Genomic DNA, 25,625 nt, shown 5'->3' on the forward strand with positions numbered 1-25,625 from the left:
GATTCCGCCGCAATGCTAGAACTCCAGTCGACCTTCTCGTTTCAACTGCTCCAGCCGTTTGCGGAGTCTTTCGAGATTGGCGAACGGTCGGCCCGGCTTCCCTCTGCGTGATGCCTTCAGCCTGCTGATCACGCCGTTGATGTCGGTGAAGTCCGCCTCCTCGCGCAGCGCCACGATGGCGTTCACGTAGGGTTCGTCCACCTGCAGGACGAGCCGCATGCGGTAGAGGTCGGTCTCGCTGTTGATGTCGATCTCCGACACCTCGTCGGGGACAGGTGGCTCCTCCAGCGGGCCGATCGAAACAGAGTTCACCGGGGTGTCGACCTTGTTCCAGTCGCTGCGACTGTCGCCCCGCTTCCCGGGCTTGCGCTTGTACCGGCCCCAACTCGCGTCTATCGAACTCGGGAATCCCGGCGGACGCGTGTCGCCGGGATAACGGCTGTCTCCGCCCTTCTCGCTCCAGTACCGGATGTTCATCGAGTACCAGGCGATGTCCTTGCCGCTGCCGATCTCCGCAGCAGCTGGGGCCTCGACCGGCCGAAGCGCCATGTTCTTGTACTGCCTGGCGGGCACAAGATTCTCGTTCTCGATGGTTCCGCCCAACTCGCGTGGCAGCAGATGCGTACGGCTCCATCGCTCGTTGTCGTTGCCCGTGTTGTCGATGTGGTCGTTGATGTACCTGAATCCAATGGCGTCGGGAGTACGTTGCCTCGCCTCCTGCCCTTTCCGCCCGAACTCCTTGTTCAGGTACTCCGCTGTAAAGCTGGAGATCAGCTTGTTGTCCCTGAAGTTCGGAGCCTTGACCGGTGGGAGCCTCTTGTCCGGCTGCTCGGTGTCGAGGTAGTCGACACCGTCTCCCTGGTCGAACTCTCCCGGAATGACGGGCAGTGTCGGGTTCAGTTTGGCCATCACCTGGAAATGCGGTGGATGCAGCCTTGAGAGCTCGCTGAGCCGGAACCAGCTGCGCAGCCCCGCAAGGAGTCCGAGGTGCGTCATGCGGTGCATACCCGGCCTCAGTTTTCTCTCCTCGATGGGACGGATCCTGGCAACCGCCTTCGCCAGGCGTGCCTGCTTCGCCTCGGGAGAATTCTCCTTCTTCCTGCGCTCGTCGCGGCTTCGCTTCCTGTGGTTCACACGCCGCTTCTTGTCGTCGCGCATGCGATCGCGCTTCTTCTTGAAGAAGTCGCGCATCTTCTTGCCGCTGTTCTCGAGAGCCTGGCCGATCTTGCTCTTGCGCAGCTTCTTGCCAAGCGTCCTGCCCGCGTTGCGCACCTTCTTCAGCGCCGACTTGACCTTGCCCTTTATTTTCTGGAGCGCCTTGCCCATCGGGGACTTCGGCTTGCGCGGCTTCGCCCGCTTCGGAGCCTCGGTTTCCTTCTTCTTCCTGGACGGGGCGGGTGTCTTGTCCTTGGTCAGGTCCGGCTTCCGGTCAGGTGTGCGGTCCTTGGCGGGAGCGGAGTCGTGGCCGCCCTCCTGCTGTGTTCTCGTCGACTCCTTGTCCTTGTGCAGCTTGTCCTGGTACTCGTCCCGGCTCCGATTGCGCTCCTTGTCCGGCGTCTTGCTCGTCGGCCGGTCATGCGCCGTGTCCTTCGGGGCGCCACGCCCCGGCCCCCGGTCCGTCGACGTCGACCGGTTCTTCGGCACCCGCGGGCCCTTCGGCCTCGACGGTCCCGCCGGCTTCCTCAAGGACTCCAGCGCGTTGCGCACCGCGCCCCGCGCCTTGTTCACCGCGTTGCCCGCCGCTTCCTTGGCGCCCTTGCCCGTCTTCTTCAGGCCCTTCATGATCTTCTCGGACATCGCCTTGAGGCGTTTTCCGACGCCCTTCGTCGCCGAAGAGAGGCGGATCATCAGGAAGTTGGCGATGAAGTCCAGCAGGGCGACGATCCCGGCAGCCACCGCCTCCGCGAACAGGCAGGCCGCCGGGCCCGCCTTGACCGCCTTCAGGTAGGCCCAGAACTTGCTGAAGGCGTTCAGGATCGAGCTCAGGCTCTGCCAGGCCGCCATCAGGCCCTGCACGATCGTGAGGATCGCCCCCGCGGCCGGCACCAGCATCGAGACGACCTTCTCGATCACGATCGAGGCGATCATCATCGGCAGCGACGCGATGATCGCGTCCCATGCCATCTTGCCGATCTGCTTGATCGACACGCAGCCCTTCACCAGCACGTCGATCACGGCCTTGCCGAGACCGAGGATGCCCTCGACCTTCGTGTCGAACCACCGCTTCACGCCGGTCTTGATCGCGCCCCAGAGATGGTCCTGGACACCGGACTTCGCCGAGCTGCCCGCCTTGCTCAACCAGCCGCCCGGGTCCGGGGCGATGTCCGCGACCAGTGCCGCGAACTTGCCCAGCGCCTCGATCGCCGCCTGGGCGAACTTGATCGCGCCCAGAATCACGGCCTGGTACATCTTGATGACGGCCTTGATACCCGCTTCCAGCACGTCGAGCAGCGCGTTCAGGCCCGCCGCCAGGGCGTCGAGCAGGGCGTTCACGGCCTTCTTCAGACCGTCCGCCAGCGCGTTGACCGCCGCGATCGCCTTGTCCCGCAGCCCCTCGATCGCCTTGCGGAACTTGTCCCGCAGCTCGGGGAAGGCCGCCAACAGCACGTCACCGATGGCGATCAGCGCATCCGCCAGGACGTCGATCGCCTTGATGGCGAGGTCCCGTACGAAGTCGATGGCCTTGTTGGCCCAGTCCTTGAACGTGTCGATGATGCCGTTGACAGCCTTGCGGGCGGCGTCGAAGACCTTGGTGACCGCGTCGAGCATCGCATTGAACGCACTCTTGACCTTGTCCGCGACCCAGCCGAAGAAGCCTCCCGAGGGCTTCTCCTCCTCCTTTTTCTTCTCGGCCTCCTTCTCCGCCTTCTCGCGCTCGGTGTCGATCTGCGCGTTGTCCTTGTCCTTCCTGTCGCTGACCTCCTTGTCCTTGTCGTCGCGGGCCTTGACGATTTCCTTGTTCTTGTCGGTGTGTTCCTTCTCGGACTTCTCGTCCGCGTCCTCGATCTTCTGGTCCTGCTCGTTGCGCCAGCTCTCGCGCTCGCGCCGAGCATCTTCGGCCGCGCGCCCGCGCTCGGCCGTCTGCTTCTCCGCGTTCCGAGTGACCTCACGGTCGATCTCGGTCTGTTTCTCCTGTTTGGCCTGCTGCTCGCCCTGCTGCTGGTCCTTCTCCTTGGCGACCAGGTCGCCCTGAGCCTGGCCCGCGGCCCCCTGGATCTCGCTGCCACGCTCCTGCTTGGCGACCGCTCCGACACCGGGCTCAGGCCTGGATCCGGCCTTCAACTCGCCCCCGGCGCCCCTGTTTCCGGCGCCCGTGGCCTTGCCGACCAGCTGCTCCTGGGGCGCGTTCGGGAAGATCTGGTCCTCGCCCATCGGCTTGGCCGCGTCCTCACGGCCCGTGCTCCGGATGTCGGACTGCTTCTTCTTGAGCGCCTTGGCCTGGTCATCCGTGCGCTTGGGGTCGCTCTCGCCCTCCAACCTGATCTTTGGGGCGGGGCCCACCGTCTTGTTCCGCAGTTCCGGGTCGACGGTCGGGACCGCGTCCGCCGCGGCGTCGACGTTCTTGGCCTCTTCCGCGGTCAACTTTTCGGCCACCGGGGCCGGTGGTGGCGGAGTGTTGTCGGTGGGCTTCGCGCCCTCCGCCTTGTCGCTGCCCTTGGCCTTCTGTTTCTCGACCCGGTCCTCGGGGCCGAGCTTCTCGACCTTGCCCGTCACCCGGGCGGCGGGCGGGGCCGCCTCGGGCTGTGCCGACCGGGTGCGCGGTGCGCCGGAAGGACGCTCACGCTTCGGCGGGTTGGCGTCCAGCCGCCGCTGCTCCTCGCCGACCTTCTTGTCCGCCGCGGCGTCCACACCGGGCATGGCGGCAGCCGCCTGGTCCGGCGCCAGCTTGCTGACCGTACCGATGGCGGCCTTCGGGTCCTGGCCCGAGACGTCCGGCGGCTCCTCCTGCTTCTCCTCGGGAGACGCCCCACCGCCGCCGCAGCTGCCGCCGCCCTCTTCCTTCTCCGCCGCGGGCTCCGGCGGGGCGCAACCGCCGCCGTCCTTCTCCAGCGAAGCCTCCGGCGCGGGAGGGCTCGACTTCCCAGGATTCTCGACCTGTTCGGCCGCGGGACTCACCGCGGCCTGCGCCACCGACGGCGCCCCGCCTGGGCCCGTCGCGGCGCTCGGCCCTGTCGCACTGCTGCCGCCGACCACACCCCTCGGTGTCGCCGCTCCCGGACCGCTCTCCTTCGGCACCACGCTCTTGGGCGCGGATGCCTCATGGTCGCTCTTCGTGGAGTCGGCGACCCGCCGTGCGGCAGGGGAAGGCCTGGCGTCCTCCGGCGAGGTCCGTACCGTGTGCGCACCGGCGGGAGGGGTCGCGGACGCCGCCGTACCGGTGGCAGCACCTGTGCCCGACGCGGCCGCCGAGGATCCGGCAGACCCGGGTCGAGGCCTGCGGTCCCGCTCCTGTTGCTCCTTGCGCTCCTCCTGCTGATCCTCGGCGCTCGCGGCGTCCGGTTGCTCCTCGCCGTCGGAGGAGCCCGAGTCCGCCTCCTCCGTGTCCTGTTGTTGCTCCGGGTCCTGCTTCTCCGCCTCGGGCTCCGGCTCCCGTCTGCCGTCGGTCCCGGGATCAGGGCCGACCTCCTGGTCCACCGGCTTCTCCGGCTGGAGGTCCTTCTCGGTACGGTCCCCGGCCTCGGCTGCCGGTCCTCCCTCGGGCTGAGGAGCCTCGCCCTCGACGGGGCCCATCTCGGCGCCCGGTGGCTTGGCCTCGGTCTCCGGGGCGTCCTCGTCCTCTTCCTCCTCCGCGTCGTTCTCCCGCTGTTCCTGGACCTGTTCGGCCCTGGTGGGAGGGGGCGTGGGGAAGGTGGGCACTGCAGCGGACGGGTTGTCCGCGGTCGGGACCGACGACACGTCCAGATCGGTGTCCGGCAGATAGTCGTCGGGCTTCAGTTCCGGGTCGGCCGCGCCGTCGCCTGAGGCCCGGTCATCGTCCTGCTCGCCGCCGATGTCACGGTCCGCGCCCGCCTCCAGCCCGAGCGGCTTCTCCTCCTCGCGCGGATCGTCCTCATCCTCGTCCTTCTCATGCAGCCCGTGCTCGGACAGCGCGCTGTCCCGCTGCTCCGCCCGCTCGTCCACCTTCTCCGGGCGTACGGGGCCGGGCCGGTCCTTCGCCTTCGGATCGAGGTTCTCCTGCTTCGAGCCGTCCGCCGGCTTCTTCGCGTCGTCCTTGCGCTTGCGCTTGTCGGCGCCGGGGGCGTTCGCCTGCTCCGGGTCCCGCTCCTCCCGGTCGCGCTGCTCCTTGCGCTCCTCCTTGGTCTGCTCGGCGCCGTCCGCCTGGCCCTGCGCGCGCTCGTCCGCGGCGTCGTCGGCCCGCTGACGGTCCTGGCCCTGCTTCTCCTCCTCCTGCCGCTGCTCCTGCGCGGCCTGCTGCCGGGACTGTGCCCGTTCGTCCTCCTGCTCCTTGCGCCGGGCGGTCTCCTGGTCCTCGGCCGCCGCGTCGGAGCGCGCCCTGCTCCTGTCGCCGCCGCGCTTCTCGTCCCGCGCCTCGGCGTCCTTCCGCTCCTCGCGGGAGTCCTCGGCCCGCTTGTCCTTCGAGCTGCGCCCGCCCTCTTCCTGCCGTTGCCACCGGGCGCGCTCGACACCCAGCAGCTCGAAGAGGTCGGTCTCCGGCTCGGGCACCTCGGCGGGCTGGAGGTCGACGGGCCCGGTCTCGGACTCCTCGGCGAGTTCGAGGAGCCGGTCGTACTCGTCGGAGAGCAGTCGCACTTCCAGCCGGTCCAGCACCGAGTCCTGCAACTGTGTTGACATCCGCGCCAGTTGGAGGCGTACACGGCCTGACAGGTCCGCCGGGTCGCCGCGAAGCGAGCGCAGCACGCCGTTCGCGAGACGGTCCACCAGCGTGGCGGGGTCCAGCTGTTCCGTACGGGACCGGTCGGCGTCGACCGTGGCGTACCGCAGCCAGCCGGGCGTGGACTGCTCCGCCTCCACCTCAGGGACCTGCTCCTCGTCCCGTACGAGGGCCCGCGCCGCCGACTCGGCCTCGCGCTCCAGCGCCTGCTGCGGAAGGCTCACCGCACCCAGATCGCGGCCCACGCGCAACGCGCCCAGACCGTCCGGGTTCTGCACCGTGTGCAGCAGCTCATGGGCGAGCAGCCGCTGCCCGTCCGCCGTGCCCGGGCGATAGGCGCCCTCGCGGAAGAAGATGTCCTGGCCGACCGCGACCGCGTCCGCGCCCAGCAGTTCCGTCAGTGTGCCCGCGTCCCGGTCGGTGTGCAGGCGCACCCGGCTGAAGTCGTGGCCGAGCTGCTCCTCCAGCTCCCGCCGTACGCTGAGATCGAGCGGCTGTCCGGCTCCGCTGACGATGTTCTTCGGCTCCGGTGTCCGGGACGTGGCGCGCTCCTTGCGCTTGCGTCGCCGTTCGGCCTGGGCCGCCTGCGCGTCCTGGGCATGTGACGTACTCATCGAGACTCACCCCGCCCCGAGAGTCCCGCGTGCACCGCACGCGCCAGCGCCTCGCCGAGCCGCCCCGGCGAGGTGGTCGGGGGCAGCGGGGGCAGTCCGGACAGGGCGTCCAGAGCCCGTCCCCCGTCGGCTGCCAGCGGCACACCACGCTCCCGTACGAGCCGGGACAGCTCCGCTTCGAAAGCGGCCGAGACCCGGTCGGGGTCGAGCCGCTCGAAACCGTCGAGCACCAGTTCGCCGATGTCCACGCGGATCGTGCGCTCCGTGAGGCGCGGTGCCTCGCGCGTGGCCTCACGCCGTGCCTCGTTCAGACCCATCCGTGGACCTCCGAGGGCGTCAAGGAGCGGTCCAGCTTGAGGTATTCGGTACGCGCGGCCTCCAGCATGTGCCGCATCTGGAGGCGGTCGCCCTCCTCCGCCGCGAGGAAGGCGCCCGACAGCGCGATGTTGCGGATCGAGCCGCCCGCCACGGTCAGCCGGGCCAGCTGCTCGGGGTCGATGCCCTTCATCGGGGCCCGCACCGGCAGCACCCGCCGCCAGATCTCGGCGCGCTCGCTCTCGCCGGGGAAGGGGAAGTCGACGACGAAACGGATACGCCGCATGAACGCCGTGTCCAGCGCCTGCTTCATGTTCGTCGTGAGGATCGCGAGTCCGCGGTACGCCTCCATCCGCATGAGCAGATAGCTGACCTCGAGATTGGCGTACCGGTCGTGGCTGTCCTTGACCTCACTGCGCTTGCCGAACAGGGCGTCGGCCTCGTCGAACAGCAGCAGCGCGCCGCCTCGTTCGGCCGCGTCGAAGACCTTGCGCAGATTCTTCTCGGTCTCGCCGATGTACTTGCTGACCACCTGCGAGAGATCGATGATGAACAGATCCAGGCCGAGCTCCTTGGCCATCACCTCGGCGGCCAGGGTCTTTCCGGTGCCGGAGCCGCCGGCGAAGAGCGCGGTGACGCCGAGTCCGCGGCGCAGCGTCTCGGCGAAGCCCCACTCCTGGTACACGGTCGAGCGCTGACGCACATGCGCGACGATCTCGCGCAGAATCCGCAGCTGCCGCTCGGCCAGCACCAGATCGCTCCACGCCGCCTGCGGCTCGATCCGCCGGCCCAGCTCGTCCATGCCCATCCGGGCCTCGGTGAGCCCGGCACGCCAGGCCAGACCGGTCGCGTCCAGCTCGTCCTCGCCGGGCAGATCCCGTACGACCGTCGCTCCGGCGGACCGGATCAGATGCGGCGGCAGCGAGAACTGCGCGACGAGATCCCGCAGATCCTCCTCGCCCACCTCCGGCACGTCCGCGAACGCGGCTGCCCACACGCCGAGTTGCTCCTCCGTGTCCAGCGGCGGAACGGTCACTCGCTCGCCGCGCGGCCGGGCGGTCTGCCGGGGATCGAGGCTGGAGACGACGAGCGGAACGGCCGCGCTCTCGATGAACGCGTCCGTGGCCGCCGCCTGGTCGCGGTCGAGCTCGCCGACCTCGACGAGCAGCGCGGCGGGCAGCATGATGGCCTCGCGCTGCCACAGCCGCGCCAGCCGGTCCCGCTCGGCGGGATCGGTGGGCATGTCGTCGGCGGCCATGGTGTACAGACCGAGCCCCGAACGGCTTGCCGCCGCCGCCGCGATGTCGGTACGGGTCCGCAGATCGCCGCCGACCAGCTCGACCCGGAGCGGCGCGTGCTGCCCGGCACTCGCCCAGCCCGCGGCGACCTGGCTCGCCGCCAGGTCGTACGAGGCGGGCAACGACTCCGGAACGGGCGCACGGCGCAGCAGTCCGTGCAGCCGGGTGTCCAGATAGGCCGAGCCGACGAGGAAGTGCAGGATGCGCTCGTCGAGGCGCAGCCGTGAGCTGGTCAGCCGGGTCTCGTCGTCGAGCTCGACGAGCCGCCAGCGGCGCAGGGGGGCGACGGGGGTGAGGGCGCTCCAGTGCGCACCGTCGAAGGCCGCGAGGGCGAGCGAGAACGTGGGGTGGGTTCGCTCTGGGTCCCCGCCGGCGGCGGCGCACCGCCCACCGGTGGTGGGGTCGAGCTCGGCGGCGGCGGCGAGCACGACGACGTCGCGCTCGAAGGGGCTGAGCCCGAAACAGGCGACGAGCGCGTCGAGCGTGGCGGGCGCGCATACACCGGGGGCGGCCGGTTCGCCTCCGGCCGAGGGGGTGGGGGTGCTGCCTCCGGCAGTGAGTTCACTCTGCCGAGGGTGCGCTGCGGCGCCCGCGTCGACGTCTCGCCGGACGGGCTCGGCCGCACCCTTGGCGGAGGGGTGGTCCGCACCGGTGCCCGGAACGGCACCGTCCGTGGGTGCGGCCCCCGCGTGCGGCTGGTCCGCGGCGTCCTGTCCGGAGCCGGGACGGCGCTGCGCCCGGGCCGCGTGGGCGTCCACGCGGGTGAGCACGGACCGTACGGCCGCGAACAGCGCCCGACCGTCCGCACCGGCGTTCGCCGACGCACCGGTTGCCTCGTACGTCCCCATACCCTCACCCACCCCCGTGTCACGCACCGTGTCTCAGCTCTCCTTGTCGTCCGCGCCCGCTTCGGTGCCCTTGCGGGCACGAGCCGGCGCGGCCCGTTTCGTGACGGGCTTCGCGGCAGCCTTCGCGGTCTTCACCGCGGCGCGCTTTCGCGCGGGGGCGACCGCCTTCGGCGCCACATCCGGCGCGGGCGCGGGCGCGGGCTCGGGTTCGGGTTCCGCGGACTCCTGCCGCCCCGGCGGCACCGGTGCCCCGGGGGCTGCGAACGGCAGCACCGTCACCGTCCGACGGTCCACCTGCTTCGCCGGGACCGGCCGCTCGCGGCCCTCGATCAGGACCAGCGACGCCTGGTACGCCACCGACAAGGCGTACGGGGTCTGGTGGAGCATCCCCCACAGCTTCGACGTCTCGTCGATGTCCATCACTGTCGGCGTGAACCGCAGCCGCTGCGGCGAGTCCACCAGATCACTGCCCGCGAGATACGGCCGCTCCGCCGCGAGTTCGATCAACTCCGCCGGCATCACCGGGATTTCGTGCAGCGTCCGCACCACACAGCCGATCAGCCGCTGCCCGACCAGCTCCGCCTCCTCCCCGTACGCACTGATCAGAAAGTGCAGATCCAGCGCGGCGACGGGCCGCTTGAGCAGCGTGCCGTCCGATGCGCGCGTCGGCAGGTCGGTGTGGCGCATCGAGGGGTTCGGAGTGACCTGGTAGAGGAAGACGTTGATGGTCGGCTCGACCGGCGGCTCGGCCGGTGGCTTACGGGTCTCGACCTTGACCGCGATGTCCATCTCGGGGCTCAGGTTGTTCTCGATCAGCAGGGCCAGTGCCTGAGTGACCGTCGCGATGGCGAGTGCGTTGCTCATGACCTCAGTCCCTCCTCTCGCCGCGTGACAGGTAGTCGTCCAGCGTCAGCGCGGGCGCGCGCCGTCCGGTGCGGTCGGGGTGTCCGCCGCCGGCGGGGCGGCTCGCGCCGGGCGGTGGGGCCGCGCTCACCTCCAGGCGGCCGATCTGTACGTGTACGACGCGTTCGGCGGGCCGCGGCGGGCGCCGCCCGATTCCGCTCGGTGCCGCACCCCGTGCCGCGGCTGTATCGGCGCCGCGCGGCCGGGCAGCTGCGGAGGCGGCCGGGGCAGCCCTGTCCGCCGCGCGCGGCGCGGCAGCGGCCGGCGTCCGCGGCGCATCGGCCACCGGTGCGGTGGCACCCCGCCGTGCCGCCCGCGGAGCATCCGAGGCGACCGGGCGGGTCGCCGAGGGCGCGGCCGCCGAGGCCGGTCGCAGCAGCGGACCGGTGACCGGCCCGGCCGGCGCCGCCCGCCGCTCGGGGTCACCCGGAACGCCCGCCGCCTCGGTCCGTACGACGGTCTCCCGATCCGTCCGTACCTCGCGCTCGTGCCGTACCGACTCGGCCGGTCCCAAGGCGGGCCGGGACGCCGACGGGATCAGCGCCGCCGGCTCGTCCGGCTCCGGCGGCCCGCTCCGAAGCGCCTCGACCCGTTCGAACGGGCCGGGCAGCCGCGGCCGGACCCGTGCCGCGCCGGCACCCGCCGCGGGCACCGGTGTGTACCGGGCGAGCAGCCGGTCGAAGTAGTCAGGCATCTGCGCACAGCTCCAGGTAGTAGCGACGCCGCAGCGGGCTGAGCGCCAGGATCTCCGGCTCGCTCCACCCGTAGGCGGTCGCGAGCAGGTGGACGTCGAGCATCAAGTCCCGCGCCCAGGTGTCCAGTTCGGTCCACAGGTAGGAGGTGATGTCCAGCTCGGCCGGGGTGGCCTCACCGCACTCGGGGCAGGCGACGTTCAGCGTCACGTCGGACGTCGGGTCCACCGAAGCCGCCGTCTCCGCGAGCTGTCGCTGTACCCGCTCGGGCAGCAGGGCGCCCAGCCGCTCCGGCGGCACCGCCTCGCCGTCCCGTACGGCCGACACGGTGCAGCGCGCCATCAGCAGCCGACGTGCCTCGTCCGGATCGGGCACGGCGCCGGCCGCCGCGAGGTCGGCGACGGTGGGCAGCCGGAACTCGATCGTCCACCCGTCCTCCTCCACTCGCAGCGGGCCGCCCGGTGTCCGCGTCCGGGTGCCGAACAGCGTCGCGTCGAGGTCGAACTCCATGGCCTCGCCGCACTCCGCGCACTCGACCCGCACCTGCATGCGTTCGCCGAACAGCGCCCGGCGCAGCGCGAACAGATCCGCCTCCCGCTCGCCGACCGGCATCGACAGCAACACGTCGGTTCCGGCCCCCGGGCGGGCCGCCCGGTGCAGCAGCAGGGACCTTCCCGAGTCGTGCTGCGCAAGCCCGGCCTCCCAGGTGGCGAGCAGCTCGGCCGGTCCCGTCGGCGTCATCCCTCATTCCTCCGGTGCACAGACGTCGCTCAGGCGGGATGGGTGAACGAGGGCTCGACCGGCTCCTCCACCTCGTAGTCCCGCTCCCAGCCTTCGCATTCGAGCTTCACGCTCTGGATGGCGACGGCGTTGGCGTTGGCGTCCAGCTCGCCGAGCACCTGGTACTCGCTCACCCAGGCCCGGTAGAGCTTGTGCGAGACGGCCACCTGCCCGGCCTCGTTGAGGACCTGGATGATGATGTCCTTGCGGAAGTCCCGGAGCGACACCTCCGAGCCGAGCCCGGCGCCGACCTGCCAGACCTTGTTCGCCCACCGGTCGAATTCGGGGTCGTGGGTGACACCGCGTTCGAGCGTGACGCCCTCGAACTCGGAACGGCCCGGCGACTTGCGCGGTGAACTCGGGTCACCGCCGTGGCGGTGCTTGACCACCTCGGTGGTGCGCTTCAGGGGACTGATCTTGCTGATGCCCGCGACCGTTCGACCGTCCCAGAGGACCAGGAACTTGAAATTCTTGTAGGGGTCGAAGCGATGGGCGTTTATCTGGAACTCAGCCATCGGTTTCCTTCGTGTTCCTTTTTCTTGGTTACGGGAGGTCGAACTGCCCGGCCATCTGCTGAATCTTCACGATGACGAACTCCGCGGGCTTCACCGGTGCGATGCCGATGACAACGTTGACGACACCGGCGTCGATATCGGCGTCCGTCGTGGTGTCCTTGTCGCACTTGACGAAGTACGCCTCGCGCGGAGTCCCGCCCTTGAACGCACCCTGCCGGAACAGGTCGTTGAGATACGCCGACGCCTTCAGCCGGATCTGCTGCCAGAGCTGCTCCTCGTTGGGCTCGAAGACGACCCACTGCAGTCCGCGGTGCAGGCTCTCCTCGACATGCAGCGCGAGTCGGCGCACCGGCACGTATTTCCACGCACTGTCGAGGGCGTCGGCCCCCTCGAGCGTGCGTGCGCCCCACACCAGCGGGCCCACCACGGGGAAGGTGCGCAGGCAGTTGATGCCCAGCGGGTTGAGCAGCCCGTTCTCCCGGTCGGTCAGCTTGACCGTCAACGAGCGCACTCCGGCGAGCCGTGCCTCGGTCCCGGCCGCCGCCTTCCACACACCACGCTCGCCGTCCGTACGGGCGATGACACCCGCGACGGCACCCGACGCCGGGAAGGAACGCAACCGGCCGGTCAGCGGGTCGGTGAACTGCAGGTGCGGGAAGTACAGCCCCGCGTGATTGCTGCGTACGGCGTCGAGGGCGCCGATCCCGGCCCGCGCGGCATCCACACTGCCCCAGGTCGAGGGGGAGTCGACGAGCAGGAAGATCCGCCGCTCCTGACAGAGCTGCTCGGCCGCGGACAGCACGGTGACCATGTCCTCGGTGGATCCGTACGCCGCAAGCTCCGGCAGGGCCAGCAGGTTGACGTCGTCCACGTCACGCAGCGCCTGCACGCCGGTCTTGCGCACCTCGCTGCCGATCAGGTCGCGCGGCCCGGGTGGGTCACCGTCCTTGCCGCCCTGCAGGGGGAAGACGGGCGGGTTGACCGAGGCTTCGAGGCCCAGGTCGTTGGCGCACTCGCCGATGAAGCGCACCACGTCGTCCGGATCGACGGACCCGGCGACGACCTGGAGACGCCGGCCGAAGGCGGTGACCTCGGCCCCCGCGAAGGCGTGCTTCCCCGGAGCGTCCGGCAGTGCGCGCAGCTTGCGCTCCAGCAGCAGTGCCAGCTCGGTCACGTTGCTCGGCGGCTCACCGTCGCGGTCGGGTTCGTGGAGCGTGAACTCCCGCTCCACATCTCCGAACTTGACTTTCAGCTCCACGCCCAGGTCAGGCAGTTCCGCCGCGAAGGGCTTGGATACGGTGCCGGACGGGTCGGGCCTGCCCTCGTCGAGGACCTTCACCCGGACGAGGGAGGAACCCGCGTCGACGACTGTCTCGACGTAGCGGCCGTGGCCGGCGTCCATCGAGAGCCCGGTGAAGGACTCGCGGGCTCCGCCGCGCGCGTCGAGTATCTGGAGATTGAACGTCCTGTCCGGATCCTGGGTGTCGTGGTCGACGGCCACCCGCAGGCCGGAGCCCCAGACACCGGGTTCCTTGGCGTGCACCTCCAGCACCGGGCACTCGCTGTGTCCCTCGGTGGAGTGGAGGGTGACGCAGGCTTCCTCTCCGGTTCCGCTCTTGGCCACCCGCACGACGACCGCGACCGTGCCGCCGTTGCCGAAGAACTGATGCACCGCGTAGCTGACCGCGCTCTGCGAGGTGAGTCCGCCGAAGCGGCGCTCGAAGTCCGCGAAGCTGCTGACCCGCACCGGCTGATTGAGCGGACCCCGGCGGGTGTGCCCCACGAACGCGGTCACCGAAGTGGTGACCGATGCGATGGTGCGGATGCTGCTGGGAAGTTCCTCGATGTAAACGCCGGGATAGCCCATGTGCGTCGGCATTCCCCCTCCATTCCCTTCGCGCACCGAGCAAGGACGCGAGGAAGTGAAGGAAATGTGCGCGCGGGCATCGAGCCGCACACACGATCCCCTTTTGTTTCCCCCGTCGTTCACCCCGTGCAATATCGGTCTCGCAGGGCCATCTGCATGCGCATGCGCCGGTGGCTCCTGATGCATGAGTTCCTCAGGGGAGTCTGTTACGCGCCCCAAGGGCAGGTCAAGGGAGTGAATAGGCCATCCGGCGATGACTGTCAGAGAATTCGACTGCGGATGATTTGGCGTGGTCAGAGCATTTCACCGGCGGAATATGAAGATTGAATTCACGACCGCTTCACAGGAAGGTCGGCACCTGGGAGGGAAACAAGCCGAATGGGCTCGATGACGGCGCGCCGCCTTCCATTCCGCCGGAGCCGGGGCAGGTGGGGCGCGGCGGTGCGGGCGGCAGGTACCGTAGGAGAACGATTTCGTGGGCCTCCTGGCGGGCTGCGTACACCCAGGAGGCACTCATGACGACGAACCGCGGACGCAAGGACGTCATCCGCGACCGGATGGCCGCCACCGGCGAGTCGTACAACGTCGCCGCCCGCAATCTCAAGGCGATGAAGGACATGGGCGCCACCCGTGACGCCGTCCTGACTCAGCGCTGGCACCCGGCGGACTCGCTCGATGTGCCGTGCCCCTGCGGCGGGACGTGCGAGCCGGGTGAGACGTGCGAGCGCTGCCACGCCCGGCAGCGGCACGTGGCGCGCTACCCCGGCAGCGTCACCGACGTGGAGACGTGGGTGGACCGGTACGACTGCCTGGGCTGCTCGTCCTCGTACACGCTGACCGTCGTCCTGCGCGGCCGCCCCTGGGGCGTCGCCGAGACAGTGGTTCAGGGCGGGGCGGCGGAGCCGGTGGTCAGGGCGCGGGTCTTCCCCGGCGTCGCCCACCCGCTGCTGCGCCCCGAGACCCCCGAGGACGACTGACCGGCTGGGGGCGGATGCGCCCCGCAGCCGGGCGTCGCGTCAGCTCTCGTCCGGTGCCAGGCGCAGCGAGATCGAGTTGATGCAGTACCGCTGGTCGGTCGGCGTGGGGTACCCCTCGCCCTCGAAGACATGCCCCAGGTGCGAGCCGCAGCGCGCGCACCGCACCTCGGTGCGGACCATGCCGAGGCTGCGGTCCTGGATCAGCTCGACCGCGTCCGTGTCCTTCGGGTCGTAGAAGGACGGCCAGCCGCAGTGCGACTCGAACTTCGTGTCCGAGCGGAACAGCTCGGCGCCACAGGCCCGGCAGGAGTAGACGCCGGCCGTCTTGGTGTCGGTGTACTCACCGACGAAGGCGGGTTCGGTGCCGGCCTGGCGCAGGACCGCGTACTCCGCGGGCGTCAGCTCCGCCCGCCATTCCTCGTCCGGCTTCTCGATGTCGTACGACACGGTGGCTCCCTCAGCTCGACAGGTGGTCCAGGATCTGCGGGCCGAGGTCCGTGACGTCGCCCGCCCCCATGGTGAGAACGAGGTCGCCGGGCTTCGCCATTCCCGCGATGGCCTCGGGAACCGCCGCCTTGTCGTGGACGGCGGTGACGTCGGCGCCGGCCGCCTTCGCGGCGTCGATGATCAGGGTGCTGGTGACGCCGGGGATCGGGTCCTCACGGGCCGGGTAGATGTCCAGGACCACGGAGGCGTCGGCGAGGGCGAGCGCCTGTCCCATCTCCGTACCGAGCTCCTGGGTGCGGGAGAAGAGATGCGGCTGGAAGACGACGAGGAGGCGCGAGCCGGCAGCGGCGCCGCGCATCGCTTCGAGGTCGGCGGTCATCTCCGTCGGGTGGTGCGCGTACGAGTCGATGACCTGGACGCCCGCCGCCTCGCCCTTGAGCTGGAGGCGGCGCTTGACCCCGGTGTACTTGCCGAGCGCGGAGGCCAGGTTGTGGGCGGGGATGCCCAGTGCGACACCGGCGGCCAGGGCGGCGACCGCGTTGTGGGCATAGTGGCTGCCCGGGACGGAGACCGTGAAGGTGAGGAACTTGCCGTTCAGGACGACCGTGACTTCGCTGGTCAGACCACGCGGGGTGATCTTGTGGACACGTACGTCGGCGGTCTCGGACTCGCCGTACGTGACGATGTTCAGGGAGGAGAGGTCGCGCACGCGCCTCGTCAGCTCGACCGCGCCGGACTGGTCCGCGGAGACGACCAGGGTGCCACCGGGAACGATCTTCCCGACGAACGTCTCGAAGGAGTCGTAGATCTCGTCCATCGAGGCGTAATTCGCGTGGTGGTCCAGCTCCACGTTGAGAACGATCGCGACCTCGGGGTCGTACTTCTGGAAGCTGCGGTCGCTCTCGTCGGCCTCGGCGACGAAGATGTCGCCCTCGCCGTGCGTCGCGTTGGTGCCGGGGCCGGCCAGGTCGCCGCCGATGGCGTACGACGGGTCGAGGCCCAGCTCGGAGAGGGCGACGGCCAGCATCGACGTGGTGGTCGTCTTGCCGTGGGTACCGGCGACGGCGATGGCGCGCAGGCCCTGCATCAGTGAGGCGAGCGCGTCCGATCGGTGCACGACGGGGATCGACAGCTCGGCGGCGCGCAGCAGCTCCGGGTTGTCGGCGCGGATGGCACTGGAGACGACCACGCAGGACGCGTCGTCCGCCAGATGACCGGCGGCGTGCCCGATGTGGACGGTCGCGCCCAGTGCCCGCAGGGCCTCGGCCGTACCGGACTCCTTGGCGTCACTGCCGGCGACCTTCGCGCCACGCCGGGCGAGGATCTTCGCGATGCCCGACATTCCGGCGCCGCCGATGCCGATGAAGTGCGGTCGTTCCATGGCGGCAGGAATACCGGGTGCCATGCGCGTATCTCCCAAAAGTTGTGGTGCGACGCCCCCAGCCTATTCGCTGTGCGCGAAGAGTTTGAGCACAGGTACGCCGACCTTGTGCCGGGCCCTGGACGCCCAGTCGCGGTGGAAGAACTCCTCCACGTAGTGCGGGGCGGTCAGCACGATGACCTCGTCGGCCTCCGCCTCGTCGACCACGGATTTCAGCTTGTCCAGCGGGTGGTCCTCGACCACCTGTCCGACCGCTTCGGAGCCCGCCTTGCGCAGCGCGGCGAGCGAGACCTCGAGGGCCAGCTCGGCGGACTGCCTGGCGTCCTTGCCCTCGGGCTCCCCGAGCTCGCGGGCCGCTTCCTTCAGCTCGCCGATCGCCACGTCGTCGATGGCGCGCAGGAGTACGTCCGCCTGGTCACCGCGTGGCTGCATCAGTACGACGAACGAGGTCCCCTCGTCCCCGTGGAGGGTGGTGACGAACTCGACGTCCTCGGAAGTGAGGGGCTTCTCGATCATCAAAACGCTGGTGAACACCACAGGCGCCCTTCTGTTCCATCGACCGTCGCAGGCCGCTGCCGAAACCGTCCTTCCCCGTGCGGGCACGGGGACTGCGAGAGCTATTGTGCCCACCGGAAGCTAACCGGAACGGGACACTCCGATGATTGTCAGATCCGACGGTACCGAGTGAAGAGGAACCCGGCCTCCTCCAACAGCGACGCCAGGGTGAATCGTTCCGGCACCGCCACCGCCGGACCTCCCGCGATCCGCTGGGCGTCCCCGGCGGTCAGCATCGGCGAGAGGGTCAGACACAGCTCGTCCAGCACCCCGGCAGCGATGAACTGACCGAGCAGCCGGGGTCCGCCCTCCGCCAGCTGCCGGTGGAGCCCGCGGTCCGCGAGTTCCCGTACGGCCCTGGCGGGGTCCACCCGGGAGCCCTCCCCCGCGGTCACCACCTCGGCGCCCGCCTTCCGGGCCGCTTCGATCCGAGCCGGCGGCGCGCCGTTGCCGGTGAGCACGAGGGTCGGGACGAGCGGCGAGACGAACAGCGGAAGCGAGAAGTCCAGGTCCAGGCTGCCGCTGACCACGGCGATCGCCGGTGCGGGTCCCTGCCCGGCCGCCGTCCGCCGCGCGGCGAAGGCCTCCCGGGCCCGGGCCGGCCGGTAACCCTCCATGCGTACGGTCTCCGCACCCACCACGACGACATCCGCCAGCCCGCGCAACGTACCGAAGATCCGCATGTCCGTCTCGCAGGAGATCGGCTGCGAGCGGCCGTCGTGCTGGGCGGCGCCGTCGAGTGTGGAGACCATGTTGGCGCGCAGCCACAGGCCGTCCCCTTCGGGGTACGCATAGGCGTCGGCCAGCTCGTCCAGACTCCACTCCCCCACTTCGGCAGCCGGTGTCTGGTCGGTCACAGGGAAGAGGCGTCGCATTCGTGCAGTCTCGCACGGCGCTTAAGCTTGACAGCTGTGTCGTCCTCCCCCGCCGTGCCTGGGCAGAGTCCCATAGCCGAAACGGCCCCGCTGTCCCTGTGCGCCCTTGAGCCGCACGTCCCTGCCGACCGTCTGGTCGCCGAGATGGTGCCGCCGCCGCGCTTCGACACGGTGCGCTTCGACACGTACGTCCCCGACCCCGACCAGCCCAGTCAGGTCGAGGCGGTCAAGGTCCTCAGCGGGTTCGCGACCGGGCTCGGCGGTGCGCACCCCACAGGTGCGGGCAAGAAGGGTGGGGCGCGAAGCGCATCCGTCGAGGGGTGGTGGCGGGCGACGGGTGGGCGGTTCATCGGCAGGAAGCCGGCGCCGGTGGCCGGACCGCTCGGCGTGTATCTCGACGGCGGCTACGGCGTCGGCAAGACGCACCTGCTGGCCTCGCTCTGGCACGCCACGCCGGCCGCCCCGTCACTCAAGGCGTTCGGCACCTTCGTGGAGCTGACAAATCTCGTCGGCGCCCTGGGCTTCCAGCAGACCGTACAGACACTCAGCGGGCACCGGCTGCTCTGCATCGACGAATTCGAACTCGACGACCCGGGCGACACCGTCCTCGTGTCGTCGCTGCTCAGCAGGCTGGTCGAGGCGGGGGTCGCGCTGGCCGCCACCTCCAACACGCTGCCCGGCAAGCTCGGCGAGGGGCGCTTCGCCGCCGCCGACTTCCTGCGGGAGATCCAGGGCCTGTCCTCGCACTTCCGCCCGCTGCGGATCGACGGCGAGGACTACCGGCACCGTGGGCTGCCCGAGGCCCCCGCCCCGTACTCCGACGAGCAGGTCACCAGGGCGGCGTACGCCACCGCGGGCGCGAGCCTGGACGACTTCCCGTCGCTGCTCGACCATCTGGCCCGTGTCCATCCGAGCCGGTACGGCGCGCTGACGGACGGCGTCCGGGCGGTCTGCCTCACCGACGTGCAGCCGGTGCCGGACCAGTCGACGGCCCTGCGGCTCGTGGTGCTCGCAGACCGGCTGTACGACCGGGAGATACCGGTGCTCGCCTCCGGACTGCCGTTCGACCGGCTGTTCAGTGACGAGATGTTGAACGGGGGATACCGGAAGAAGTACTTCCGGGCGATCTCCCGGCTGACGGCGCTGGCGCGCGACGCAAAGGGACTGGTGGCGCAGTAGGTTCGGATGCGGTAACTCCATCATCCGAAGGGAACCAGCATGGCAACCACGCGTCAGGCGCACACGGTCTGGGAAGGCAACCTGATCGAGGGCAAGGGCGTCGTCACCTTCGACTCCTCCGGCATCGGGGACTACGCGGTGTCATGGCCGTCCCGCGCGGAAAAGGCGAACGGCAAGACCAGCCCGGAGGAGCTCATCGCGGCGGCGCACTCCAGCTGCTTCTCGATGGCGCTGTCCAACGGCCTGACCACGGCCGGCAACGCGCCGACCCGGCTGAACACCCAGGCCGAGGTCACCTTCCAGCCCGGCACCGGCATCACCGGCATCCACCTCACCGTGCAGGGCGAGGTACCCGGTCTCGACGAGGCGGGCTTCGTCAAGGCGGCCGAGGACGCCAAGGCGAACTGCCCGGTTAGCCAGGCACTCACGGGCACGACGATCACGCTGACCGCTTCGCTCGTCTGATCCCACGGGCCACGGCAGACCCGCGACGCGCCACCAGGCGCAGTGACCCGCATGGTTCCCGCGCAGCGATACGCGTGGTACACACATGCGGGTCACTTCTCCTGTCCGCCAGCAGGGAGTTGCCTCATGTCATCTGCACCATCGCGACGATTCGCAACACGACGACAGGTTCTGGCCGGCAGCGGCGCGACCGCTGTCTCGATCGCCTTCGCCGGGGCCTTCTCCGAACTCTTCGCGGGCACCGCCGCCGCCCGTGGCCACAGCGGCTACGGGCCGCTGGTCCCCGACCCGGACGGCCTGCTCGATCTACCGAAGGGGTTCCGCTACCGGGTGCTGTCCCGGGAGGGCGACCGGCTCCGCTCCGGCGAGGGCCAGGTGCCCAGCAACCACGACGGCATGGCCGCCTTCGCCGGCCGCCGGGGCCGCGTCCACCTCGTCCGCAACCACGAGAACCGGGTCACCGCGAAGATCGCGGTCCCGGCCGTCGACGGCCTCACCTACGACCCGATGGGCAAGGGCGGCTGCACGGCACTGGAGCTCGACAGCCGCGGCGCCGTCCTCGGCGAACGCGTGGCCATCGCCGGCACCGCGGTGAACTGCGCGGGCGGCCGCACCCCTTGGGACACCTGGCTCACCTGCGAGGAGACCGAGGACCGGGCCGGCACGAACGGCTACACCAAGGACCACGGTTTCATCTTCGAGGTGGACGGCGCCGACCCGCGCCGCACCGGAGCCGTGCCGCTCACCGCGATGGGCCGGTTCCAGCACGAGGCGATCGCGATCGACCCGAACAACGGGATCGTCTACGAGACGGAGGACGCGTTCGAGAAGCCGTTCGGGCTCTTCTACCGCTTCCTGCCGGAGAAACCACTGGGCGGCACGGGCTCCTTGCGGGCCGGCGGCGAGCTGCAGGCCATGCGGGTGCCCGGCGTCCCCGACCTCTCCGTCATCCAGGAGACCGGTGCGAGCTTCGACCGGATCGAGTGGGTCCCCGTACCGGATCCACAGGCCGCGGCGACGCCCATCCGGCTGCAGGACTTCGGTCCGAAGGGCATCACACACGCCCAGAAGCTGGAGGGCTGCTACTGGGGCGGCTCGTCGGTCTACTTCGTCTCCAGCTTCGCGCAGAGTGCGGCGGGGTCGGCCGCCGACCACTTCGGCCAGGTGTGGCGGTACGAACCGAAGCACCGCCGCCTCACCCTGGTCGTCGTCTTCGGCCCGGGTACCGATGTCCAGCTGCCCGGCGAGTCCCCCGACAACATCTGTCTGTCGTCCGACGGCGGGCTGATGGTGTGCGAGGACGGCAACGGCGCCCAGCATGTGTTCGGTGTGACGCGGAGCGGCGAGGTGTACGCGATGGCGCGCGGCCGGCAGAACATCGGTACGCCCCAGGAGCCCGAGTGGGGCGAGTTCGCCGGGGTCACGTTCGCGCCGGACGGCGGAACGATGTTCGTCAACTGCTACACGCCCGGGACCACGTTCGCCGTGACGGGCCCTTGGCGCTGATGCGCTGAGCGGGTACGGGGCGGCGGCACCGCCCGCCGCCCCGTACCGGATCGGTCCGTGGCACCCACCAGTTGGTCAAGGCCCGGTCCGCCGGGCGAGGTGACCACCGTGGTCGGAACCGCCGTGGGCCGACGAACGCGGCCGGGGCCACATCAACTCCAGGAAGGGCAGCAGCTGATGCCTCGGGCGTCCTCCGTGCGCGTCCGGTGCTTCGTCAGCCCGAGCAGGCCGTGCGCTGCGCCTCCTGCCACTCGCAGACCGGGCAGAGTGTGATCCCCTTGACGGACTCCGGATACTCGGTCGGCTCCCGGCACAGCACGCACTCGGCGTACGGAGGTCCCGATTCCGCTGCGCCGGAAGCTACCGGCACCGGCACCGGCCTCGCGCCGGGCGTCTCGCAGTACGACTCGTCCATGCTCACGAGCCTAAGGGGTGTCCCGTAGTCACCCGCGCAGCGAGGTGAGCCGGCAGACGACCGTCCCCACCGCGGCGGCCACGGCAGCGGCGCAGATCAGCGGTACGACAGGGATGTGGACCGCCCCGGTCAGCGATCCGGTGACCAGCCCCGTGACCGCGTATCTCGCGGGCGAGCCGCTGGTCACCAGGGACAGCAGGGCGGCGAGCGCGGTGGTCGCGATCGACCAGCCGCGGCGGTGCAGTACCGGGCGTGTGCACAGCGCGCCGACCGCCGCCCCGAGCAACGCGCAGCAGGCGGCGGCGAGCAGCCCGGCGATTCCGGCGGGCAGCAGCGGAACGCGGACGGTGTGGTCGGCATTGGACGGATCGCTGATCAGCAGCACGATCGTGGTGACCGCCGTACCCAGCACTCCGGCGCAGCCCGTGGCGGTGAGCAGCGATGCCAGATGGACCTTCGGCTGCCCGGTCACGGCGGCGGCGACGGTCCGGGCGGCGGGCGGTTCCTGGGTGGCGCAGAGCTGTACGAGCCAGGCGGTGACGGGCAGGAGCGCGGCGGCGGCGTAACCGAGCGAGTCGAGCACGGGCTGCCCCGACCGGACTCCCACGGCGAGGAAGACCGCGTACAGCAGGACGGGGGCGAGCCAGCGCTGGGAGCGCAGCAGCAGGGCGGCCTGGTAGCGGATCAGCGCGGTCATGGGGTCCGGGACGGTTCGGTTCGGGGTGTCGGTTCCGGTGCTGCCGATTCCGACAGCTGCCGGATGTGCCACGGCGGGCGGGCCGTCAGCAGGGCGCGCAGGAGTGCGTCCGAGTGCACGGCCGCGACCGTCAGCCGCAGTGTGCCGTCGGGCCCGGGTTCCTGCGCGGGGGCGCCCGGCAGCCCGGTCGGAAGGATGGCCCCGGACGCGCCGGTGACGTCGATCCGTACCCGCGGCCCGGTGTCGTACGCCACTTCCCGCGCCGCTACGGGGACGAGCCCGAGCCCCTCGACCCGGTGCGTGGTGTCGATCACGCCCGCCAGCCGGCGCGGATCGTGGTCGACGAAGACGACGGTGGCCCCGGCCGTGACCCGTTCCGCGACGGCGCGGTCCAGCTCGTCACGGGCCGCCGTGTCCAGGCCGGTCCAGGCCTCGTCCAGGACGAGGAGTTCCGGTTCGGCGAGGAGTGCCTGGGCCACGGCGACCTTCTGGCTGGTGCCCTTGGAGAGTTCCGACATCGGTGTACGGGCGTGGTCGGCGGCCCCGAACCGGGCCAGCCATGCCTGCGCCCGTGCGGTCGCCTCGGCGGTGCGCAGGCCGTGGATCCGGCCCAGGTGGACGAGGTACCCGGCCGCGGTGAAGGGCAGCGCCGCCGGGAAGCGCTCGGGTACGTAGGCCGTACGCGGCCTGCGGCCGGTGATCCGCCCCTCGGTCGGGGCATCGATCCCCGTGACCAGCCTCAGCAGGGTTGATTTGCCCGAACCGTTGGCGCCCTCGATCCGGATCAGGGCGTGCGCGGGCAGGTCGAGGTCGACCCCGCGCAGCACCCACGGTCCGCCGAGGCCGTAGCGACGGCCCACCCCGGTCAGGTTCAGTTGGCCGATGCCTTCTCGGGCTTGAGCTCACTGGGCCGTACGATCACGAACCCCTCGCCGTCCAGCCGCAGTTGGACGGCCTCCCCGGAGCCGCCGCGGATCATCGAGCCGAAGCTCTGCGAGCGGTGCAGCGACGTGGCCAGTTGACTACTCCAGCCGACCACGGCGTCCGTGTCGACGCACACCGGCTGCTGGGCCGTGACCGGGATCACTATGGGATGCCCCTCACACATCAGGCCGAGCTTGCCGTAACCGCTGAAGACGCTGTTGAAGATTCCGCCGCCGGTCATTCCGGCACCCTTCACCGTCTTGATCTCGTACGAGAGCGTGGCGTCGAAACACAGGACGTTGCGACCGTTGATGGTGAGCACGTCGCCCTGCTCCATCTCCACGATGAAGCAGTTGGCGGCCTCGTGGGCGAACCACGCCTCGCCCTGACCGCGGACCGCCATCAGCGGCAGGCCCTCTCCGGTGACGGCGCGCTTGAGCATGCCGCCGAGGCCCTGCCCCTTGCGCTCGAACTGCAGATCGCCGCGGAAGGCGACCATCGATCCCTGCCGTGCGTGCATCTCGCCGTTCACGGCGTACTTGATGGACTTGGTGTTCTGCAGGGTCATTCCCGGGGCGGTTGCCGGCTTGACCATGTTCTCGCTGGAAAAGAGATCGCTCTTCATGCGGTGCATCCTCACCCGGAGCGATTCATTCCGCCAAGGAGCCGGGAAACCCGGGCGAGGGGACGGCTGGCAGACTTGGACGAGTGAGCAGCAACGACATCTCCCCTCCCCTGTCCCAGCCGGACTCCCCGGCCCGGCAGGGCGCCACGTCCACGTCCGTCTCCCCCTTCCAGTCCGAGCGGAACAGCCGGGACGAGGCCCCGCAGTACGTGCTGCCGCTGGTCGTGCACATCGAGAAGACCGCCCCCCCGGCCCGCACCGACGCGCTGCGCACCGCCGCCCGCGCGGTCCTCGTGATGCTCTCCGACGAGCGGTCCGTCGGTGAGGGCGAGTGGGCGCAGGCCATCCACGACTGGCAGGACGCCCGGATCCGCAAGGTGGTGCGCCGGGCGCGCGGCGCGGAGTGGCGCAAGGCGTCCGCCCTTCCCGGCATCACGGTCACGGGCGAGAGCGCCGAGGTGCGGGTGTTCCCGCCGGTACCGCTGGACGGCTGGCCGAAGGAACTGGCCAAGCTCCAGGTGTCCGGCACGGATCTGGACGACCCCGAGCCGCCTGCCGCACCCGACCCGTCCGGCCCGGTGCTGTGGCTGAACCCGGAGCTCGGCATGTCCGCGGGCAAGGAGATGGCCCAGGCCGGGCACGGCGCACAGCTCGCCTGGTGGGAGTTGTCGGAGACGGAGCGCAAGGCCTGGCGCGAGGCCGGGTTCCCGCTCTCCGTCGCCACCCCGGACGCCGCCCGCTGGGCGGAACTCACTGTGAGCGGACTTCCGGTGGTGCGCGACGCCGGCTTCACGGAGATCGCCCCTGGGTCCTGCACGGTGGTCGCCGACCATCCGGCGCTGCGTCGCTGAGCGTCGAGCGCTGCGTCGCTGAGCGTCGAGCGCTGCGTCGCTGAGCGTCCGGCGCCGCGTCGCCGGGCGTCCGGCGTGCGCCGTTGAACACTCCGGTGCGCCGCTGCGTATCTCCCGATACTGCCCGACCGGCACTACTGACCAGTATCTTGAGCGACCAGTCAGGCGCCGGTCGTTGGAACCGGCAGTTGATTCGACGCCGTCACACCTCGGCCCGGGAGAAACCTTGTTGCGACGCATCAACGGAACGGCACTCATCATCGCGGCACTTGTCGCCACGATCGGCGCGCTCGCCTATCCCGTCTGGTCCTATGCCGACCGTTCCGGCACCGGTCAGGCCAATCTCAACGCGTCCACCGTCGCCACGCAGTGGGGTCCGCTCTCCGCGACCGACCGGGACTTCCTGGTGAAGGTGCGCCTGGCCGGGCTCTGGGAGCTCCCCGCCGGGCAGCAGGCCATCGAGCGTGCCCCCAGCGAGGCGGTCAAGGCCGCCGGGGACCATCTGGTGGTCGGGCACACGGATCTGGACCGCCGGGCCCGGGACGTGGCCGCCAAGCTCGGGGTGGAACTGCCGAACCAGCCGACCGAGCAGCAGCAGGGCTGGCTGCGCGAGCTGACTGCGGCGAGCGGTGAGGACTACGAGCGCAAGTTCGCCAATCTGCTGCGGGCCGCACACGGCAAGGTCTTCGGTCTGATCGGCCAGGTCCGGAACACCACCCGCAATTCGCTCATCCGTCAGCTGGCCACCGACGCCAACCAGACCGTGCTGGACCACATCACCATGCTGGAGGGCACCGGCTTCGTCGACTACGACGCGATCGCACGCGACGCGGCCGCCACGGCGACGGCCAGTCCGACCGGGCCGCCCGCACCGACCGGTGGGACGGTGCCGGGCCAGCCGGTGCCCGCGGAGCCGACCGGGGACCAGTCGTTCACTTCGCGTCCGTCCACCATGCCGATGCCGATGCCCTGATCCGGCCCTCCCCGGGGCCGGAACCTCAAATCCTGCTCTGAACGTCCCCCTCTTCGGATTGGCCCCCGCCCTGCGGGGCCATTACCCCTG

General features: G+C 70.4%; 22 protein-coding genes. 6 read left to right on the plus strand and 16 right to left on the minus strand.

The window, feature by feature from the left end; genetic code table 11:
- Nucleotides 1-15: 15 nt before the first annotated feature.
- Genes OG963_RS12320 through OG963_RS12355 form a run of 8 tightly spaced genes read right to left on the minus strand, consistent with a single transcriptional unit; the run spans nt 16 to nt 13,677 of the window.
- The gene (locus OG963_RS12320) at nt 16-6,447 is read right to left on the minus strand and encodes a DUF4157 domain-containing protein (RefSeq protein ID WP_371798892.1); all 6,432 of its coding nucleotides are present in this window, start codon (nt 6,445-6,447) and stop codon (nt 16-18) included.
- Entirely contained in the window at nt 6,444-6,764 is a 321-nt protein-coding gene (locus OG963_RS12325; RefSeq protein ID WP_256223605.1) for a hypothetical protein, read from the minus strand. Before OG963_RS12325 ends, OG963_RS12320 begins: the two co-directional genes overlap by 4 nt.
- A complete protein-coding gene (locus OG963_RS12330; protein WP_371800286.1) occupies nt 6,755-8,908 on the minus strand; it encodes an AAA family ATPase in 2,154 nt (717 codons plus the stop codon). The genes OG963_RS12325 and OG963_RS12330 overlap by 10 nt, the downstream gene beginning before the upstream one ends.
- 33 nt (nt 8,909-8,941) lie before the next feature.
- Nucleotides 8,942-9,772 carry a DUF4255 domain-containing protein gene (locus OG963_RS12335; RefSeq protein ID WP_371798893.1) on the minus strand — a complete coding sequence of 277 codons (831 nt, stop codon included), beginning with the start codon at nt 9,770-9,772 and terminating at the stop codon, nt 8,942-8,944.
- A 4-nt stretch (nt 9,773-9,776) separates the two neighbouring features.
- Nucleotides 9,777-10,505, minus strand: coding sequence for a hypothetical protein (locus OG963_RS12340; protein WP_093775607.1), 729 nt, complete (start codon nt 10,503-10,505; stop codon nt 9,777-9,779).
- The gene (locus OG963_RS12345; RefSeq protein WP_093775605.1) at nt 10,498-11,244 is read right to left on the minus strand and encodes a hypothetical protein; all 747 of its coding nucleotides are present in this window, start codon (nt 11,242-11,244) and stop codon (nt 10,498-10,500) included. Before OG963_RS12345 ends, OG963_RS12340 begins: the two co-directional genes overlap by 8 nt.
- A 29-nt stretch (nt 11,245-11,273) precedes the next feature.
- Nucleotides 11,274-11,798: a phage tail protein gene (locus tag OG963_RS12350; protein WP_030352235.1), complete on the minus strand. Its 525-nt coding sequence runs from the start codon at nt 11,796-11,798 to the stop codon at nt 11,274-11,276.
- A 28-nt stretch (nt 11,799-11,826) separates the two neighbouring features.
- Nucleotides 11,827-13,677, minus strand: a complete 1,851-nt coding sequence (locus tag OG963_RS12355; protein ID WP_371798894.1) for a phage tail sheath family protein — start codon at nt 13,675-13,677, stop codon at nt 11,827-11,829.
- A gap of 503 nt (nt 13,678-14,180) precedes the next feature.
- Here OG963_RS12355 and OG963_RS12360 point away from each other — a divergent pair.
- Nucleotides 14,181-14,642 (plus strand): hypothetical protein, encoded by a 462-nt coding sequence (locus OG963_RS12360; RefSeq protein ID WP_371798895.1) that lies wholly within the window; start codon nt 14,181-14,183, stop codon nt 14,640-14,642.
- A 39-nt stretch (nt 14,643-14,681) separates the two neighbouring features.
- On the opposite strand, the gene msrB is transcribed toward OG963_RS12360, so the two are convergent.
- The 4 genes from msrB to OG963_RS12380 form a co-directional block, all read right to left on the minus strand.
- On the minus strand, nt 14,682-15,089 hold the full coding sequence (msrB, locus tag OG963_RS12365) for a peptide-methionine (R)-S-oxide reductase MsrB (protein ID WP_030979272.1): 408 nt from the start codon (nt 15,087-15,089) through the stop codon (nt 14,682-14,684).
- Between the two features lie 10 nt (nt 15,090-15,099).
- The gene (gene murC, locus OG963_RS12370) at nt 15,100-16,494 is read right to left on the minus strand and encodes a UDP-N-acetylmuramate--L-alanine ligase (protein WP_093775601.1); all 1,395 of its coding nucleotides are present in this window, start codon (nt 16,492-16,494) and stop codon (nt 15,100-15,102) included.
- A gap of 39 nt (nt 16,495-16,533) precedes the next feature.
- Entirely contained in the window at nt 16,534-16,986 is a 453-nt protein-coding gene (locus OG963_RS12375) for a hypothetical protein (protein ID WP_030917690.1), read from the minus strand.
- Between the two features lie 149 nt (nt 16,987-17,135).
- A complete protein-coding gene (locus OG963_RS12380; RefSeq protein ID WP_030917693.1) occupies nt 17,136-17,900 on the minus strand; it encodes a pyrimidine reductase family protein in 765 nt (254 codons plus the stop codon).
- A 36-nt stretch (nt 17,901-17,936) separates the two neighbouring features.
- Between OG963_RS12380 and zapE the strand changes: the two genes are divergently transcribed.
- The 3 genes from zapE (at nt 17,937) to OG963_RS12395 (ending at nt 21,050) form a co-directional block, all read left to right on the plus strand.
- Complete coding sequence (gene zapE / locus OG963_RS12385; protein WP_030917696.1) at nt 17,937-19,079, plus strand: cell division protein ZapE; 1,143 nt, start codon at nt 17,937-17,939, stop codon at nt 19,077-19,079.
- 39 nt (nt 19,080-19,118) lie between these two features.
- On the plus strand, nt 19,119-19,544 hold the full coding sequence (locus OG963_RS12390; RefSeq protein WP_030917699.1) for an OsmC family protein: 426 nt from the start codon (nt 19,119-19,121) through the stop codon (nt 19,542-19,544).
- A gap of 126 nt (nt 19,545-19,670) precedes the next feature.
- Nucleotides 19,671-21,050 carry an alkaline phosphatase PhoX gene (locus tag OG963_RS12395; protein WP_093775599.1) on the plus strand — a complete coding sequence of 460 codons (1,380 nt, stop codon included), beginning with the start codon at nt 19,671-19,673 and terminating at the stop codon, nt 21,048-21,050.
- Nucleotides 21,051-21,264: 214 nt separating this feature from the next.
- Here OG963_RS12395 and OG963_RS12400 read toward each other — a convergent pair whose 3' ends face one another.
- Genes OG963_RS12400 through OG963_RS12415 form a run of 4 tightly spaced genes read right to left on the minus strand, consistent with a single transcriptional unit; the run spans nt 21,265 to nt 23,711 of the window.
- Complete coding sequence (locus OG963_RS12400; protein ID WP_319740874.1) at nt 21,265-21,465, minus strand: hypothetical protein; 201 nt, start codon at nt 21,463-21,465, stop codon at nt 21,265-21,267.
- A gap of 28 nt (nt 21,466-21,493) precedes the next feature.
- Nucleotides 21,494-22,162, minus strand: coding sequence for a hypothetical protein (locus OG963_RS12405; RefSeq protein WP_030917708.1), 669 nt, complete (start codon nt 22,160-22,162; stop codon nt 21,494-21,496).
- Nucleotides 22,159-23,037 (minus strand): ATP-binding cassette domain-containing protein, encoded by an 879-nt coding sequence (locus OG963_RS12410; RefSeq protein WP_176902269.1) that lies wholly within the window; start codon nt 23,035-23,037, stop codon nt 22,159-22,161. The genes OG963_RS12405 and OG963_RS12410 overlap by 4 nt, the downstream gene beginning before the upstream one ends.
- Entirely contained in the window at nt 23,034-23,711 is a 678-nt protein-coding gene (locus tag OG963_RS12415; RefSeq protein ID WP_030917714.1) for an AIM24 family protein, read from the minus strand. The genes OG963_RS12410 and OG963_RS12415 overlap by 4 nt, the downstream gene beginning before the upstream one ends.
- 83 nt (nt 23,712-23,794) lie before the next feature.
- On the opposite strand from OG963_RS12415, the gene OG963_RS12420 reads away from it, so the two are divergent.
- Nucleotides 23,795-24,562, plus strand: coding sequence for a peptidyl-tRNA hydrolase (locus tag OG963_RS12420; protein WP_371798896.1), 768 nt, complete (start codon nt 23,795-23,797; stop codon nt 24,560-24,562).
- Between the two features lie 229 nt (nt 24,563-24,791).
- Nucleotides 24,792-25,535: a DUF4142 domain-containing protein gene (locus OG963_RS12425; protein WP_030917720.1), complete on the plus strand. Its 744-nt coding sequence runs from the start codon at nt 24,792-24,794 to the stop codon at nt 25,533-25,535.
- Nucleotides 25,536-25,625 lie beyond the last annotated feature (90 nt).

Source organism: Streptomyces sp. NBC_01707, assembly GCF_041438805.1.
Taxonomy (GTDB): Bacteria; Actinomycetota; Actinomycetes; order Streptomycetales; family Streptomycetaceae; genus Streptomyces.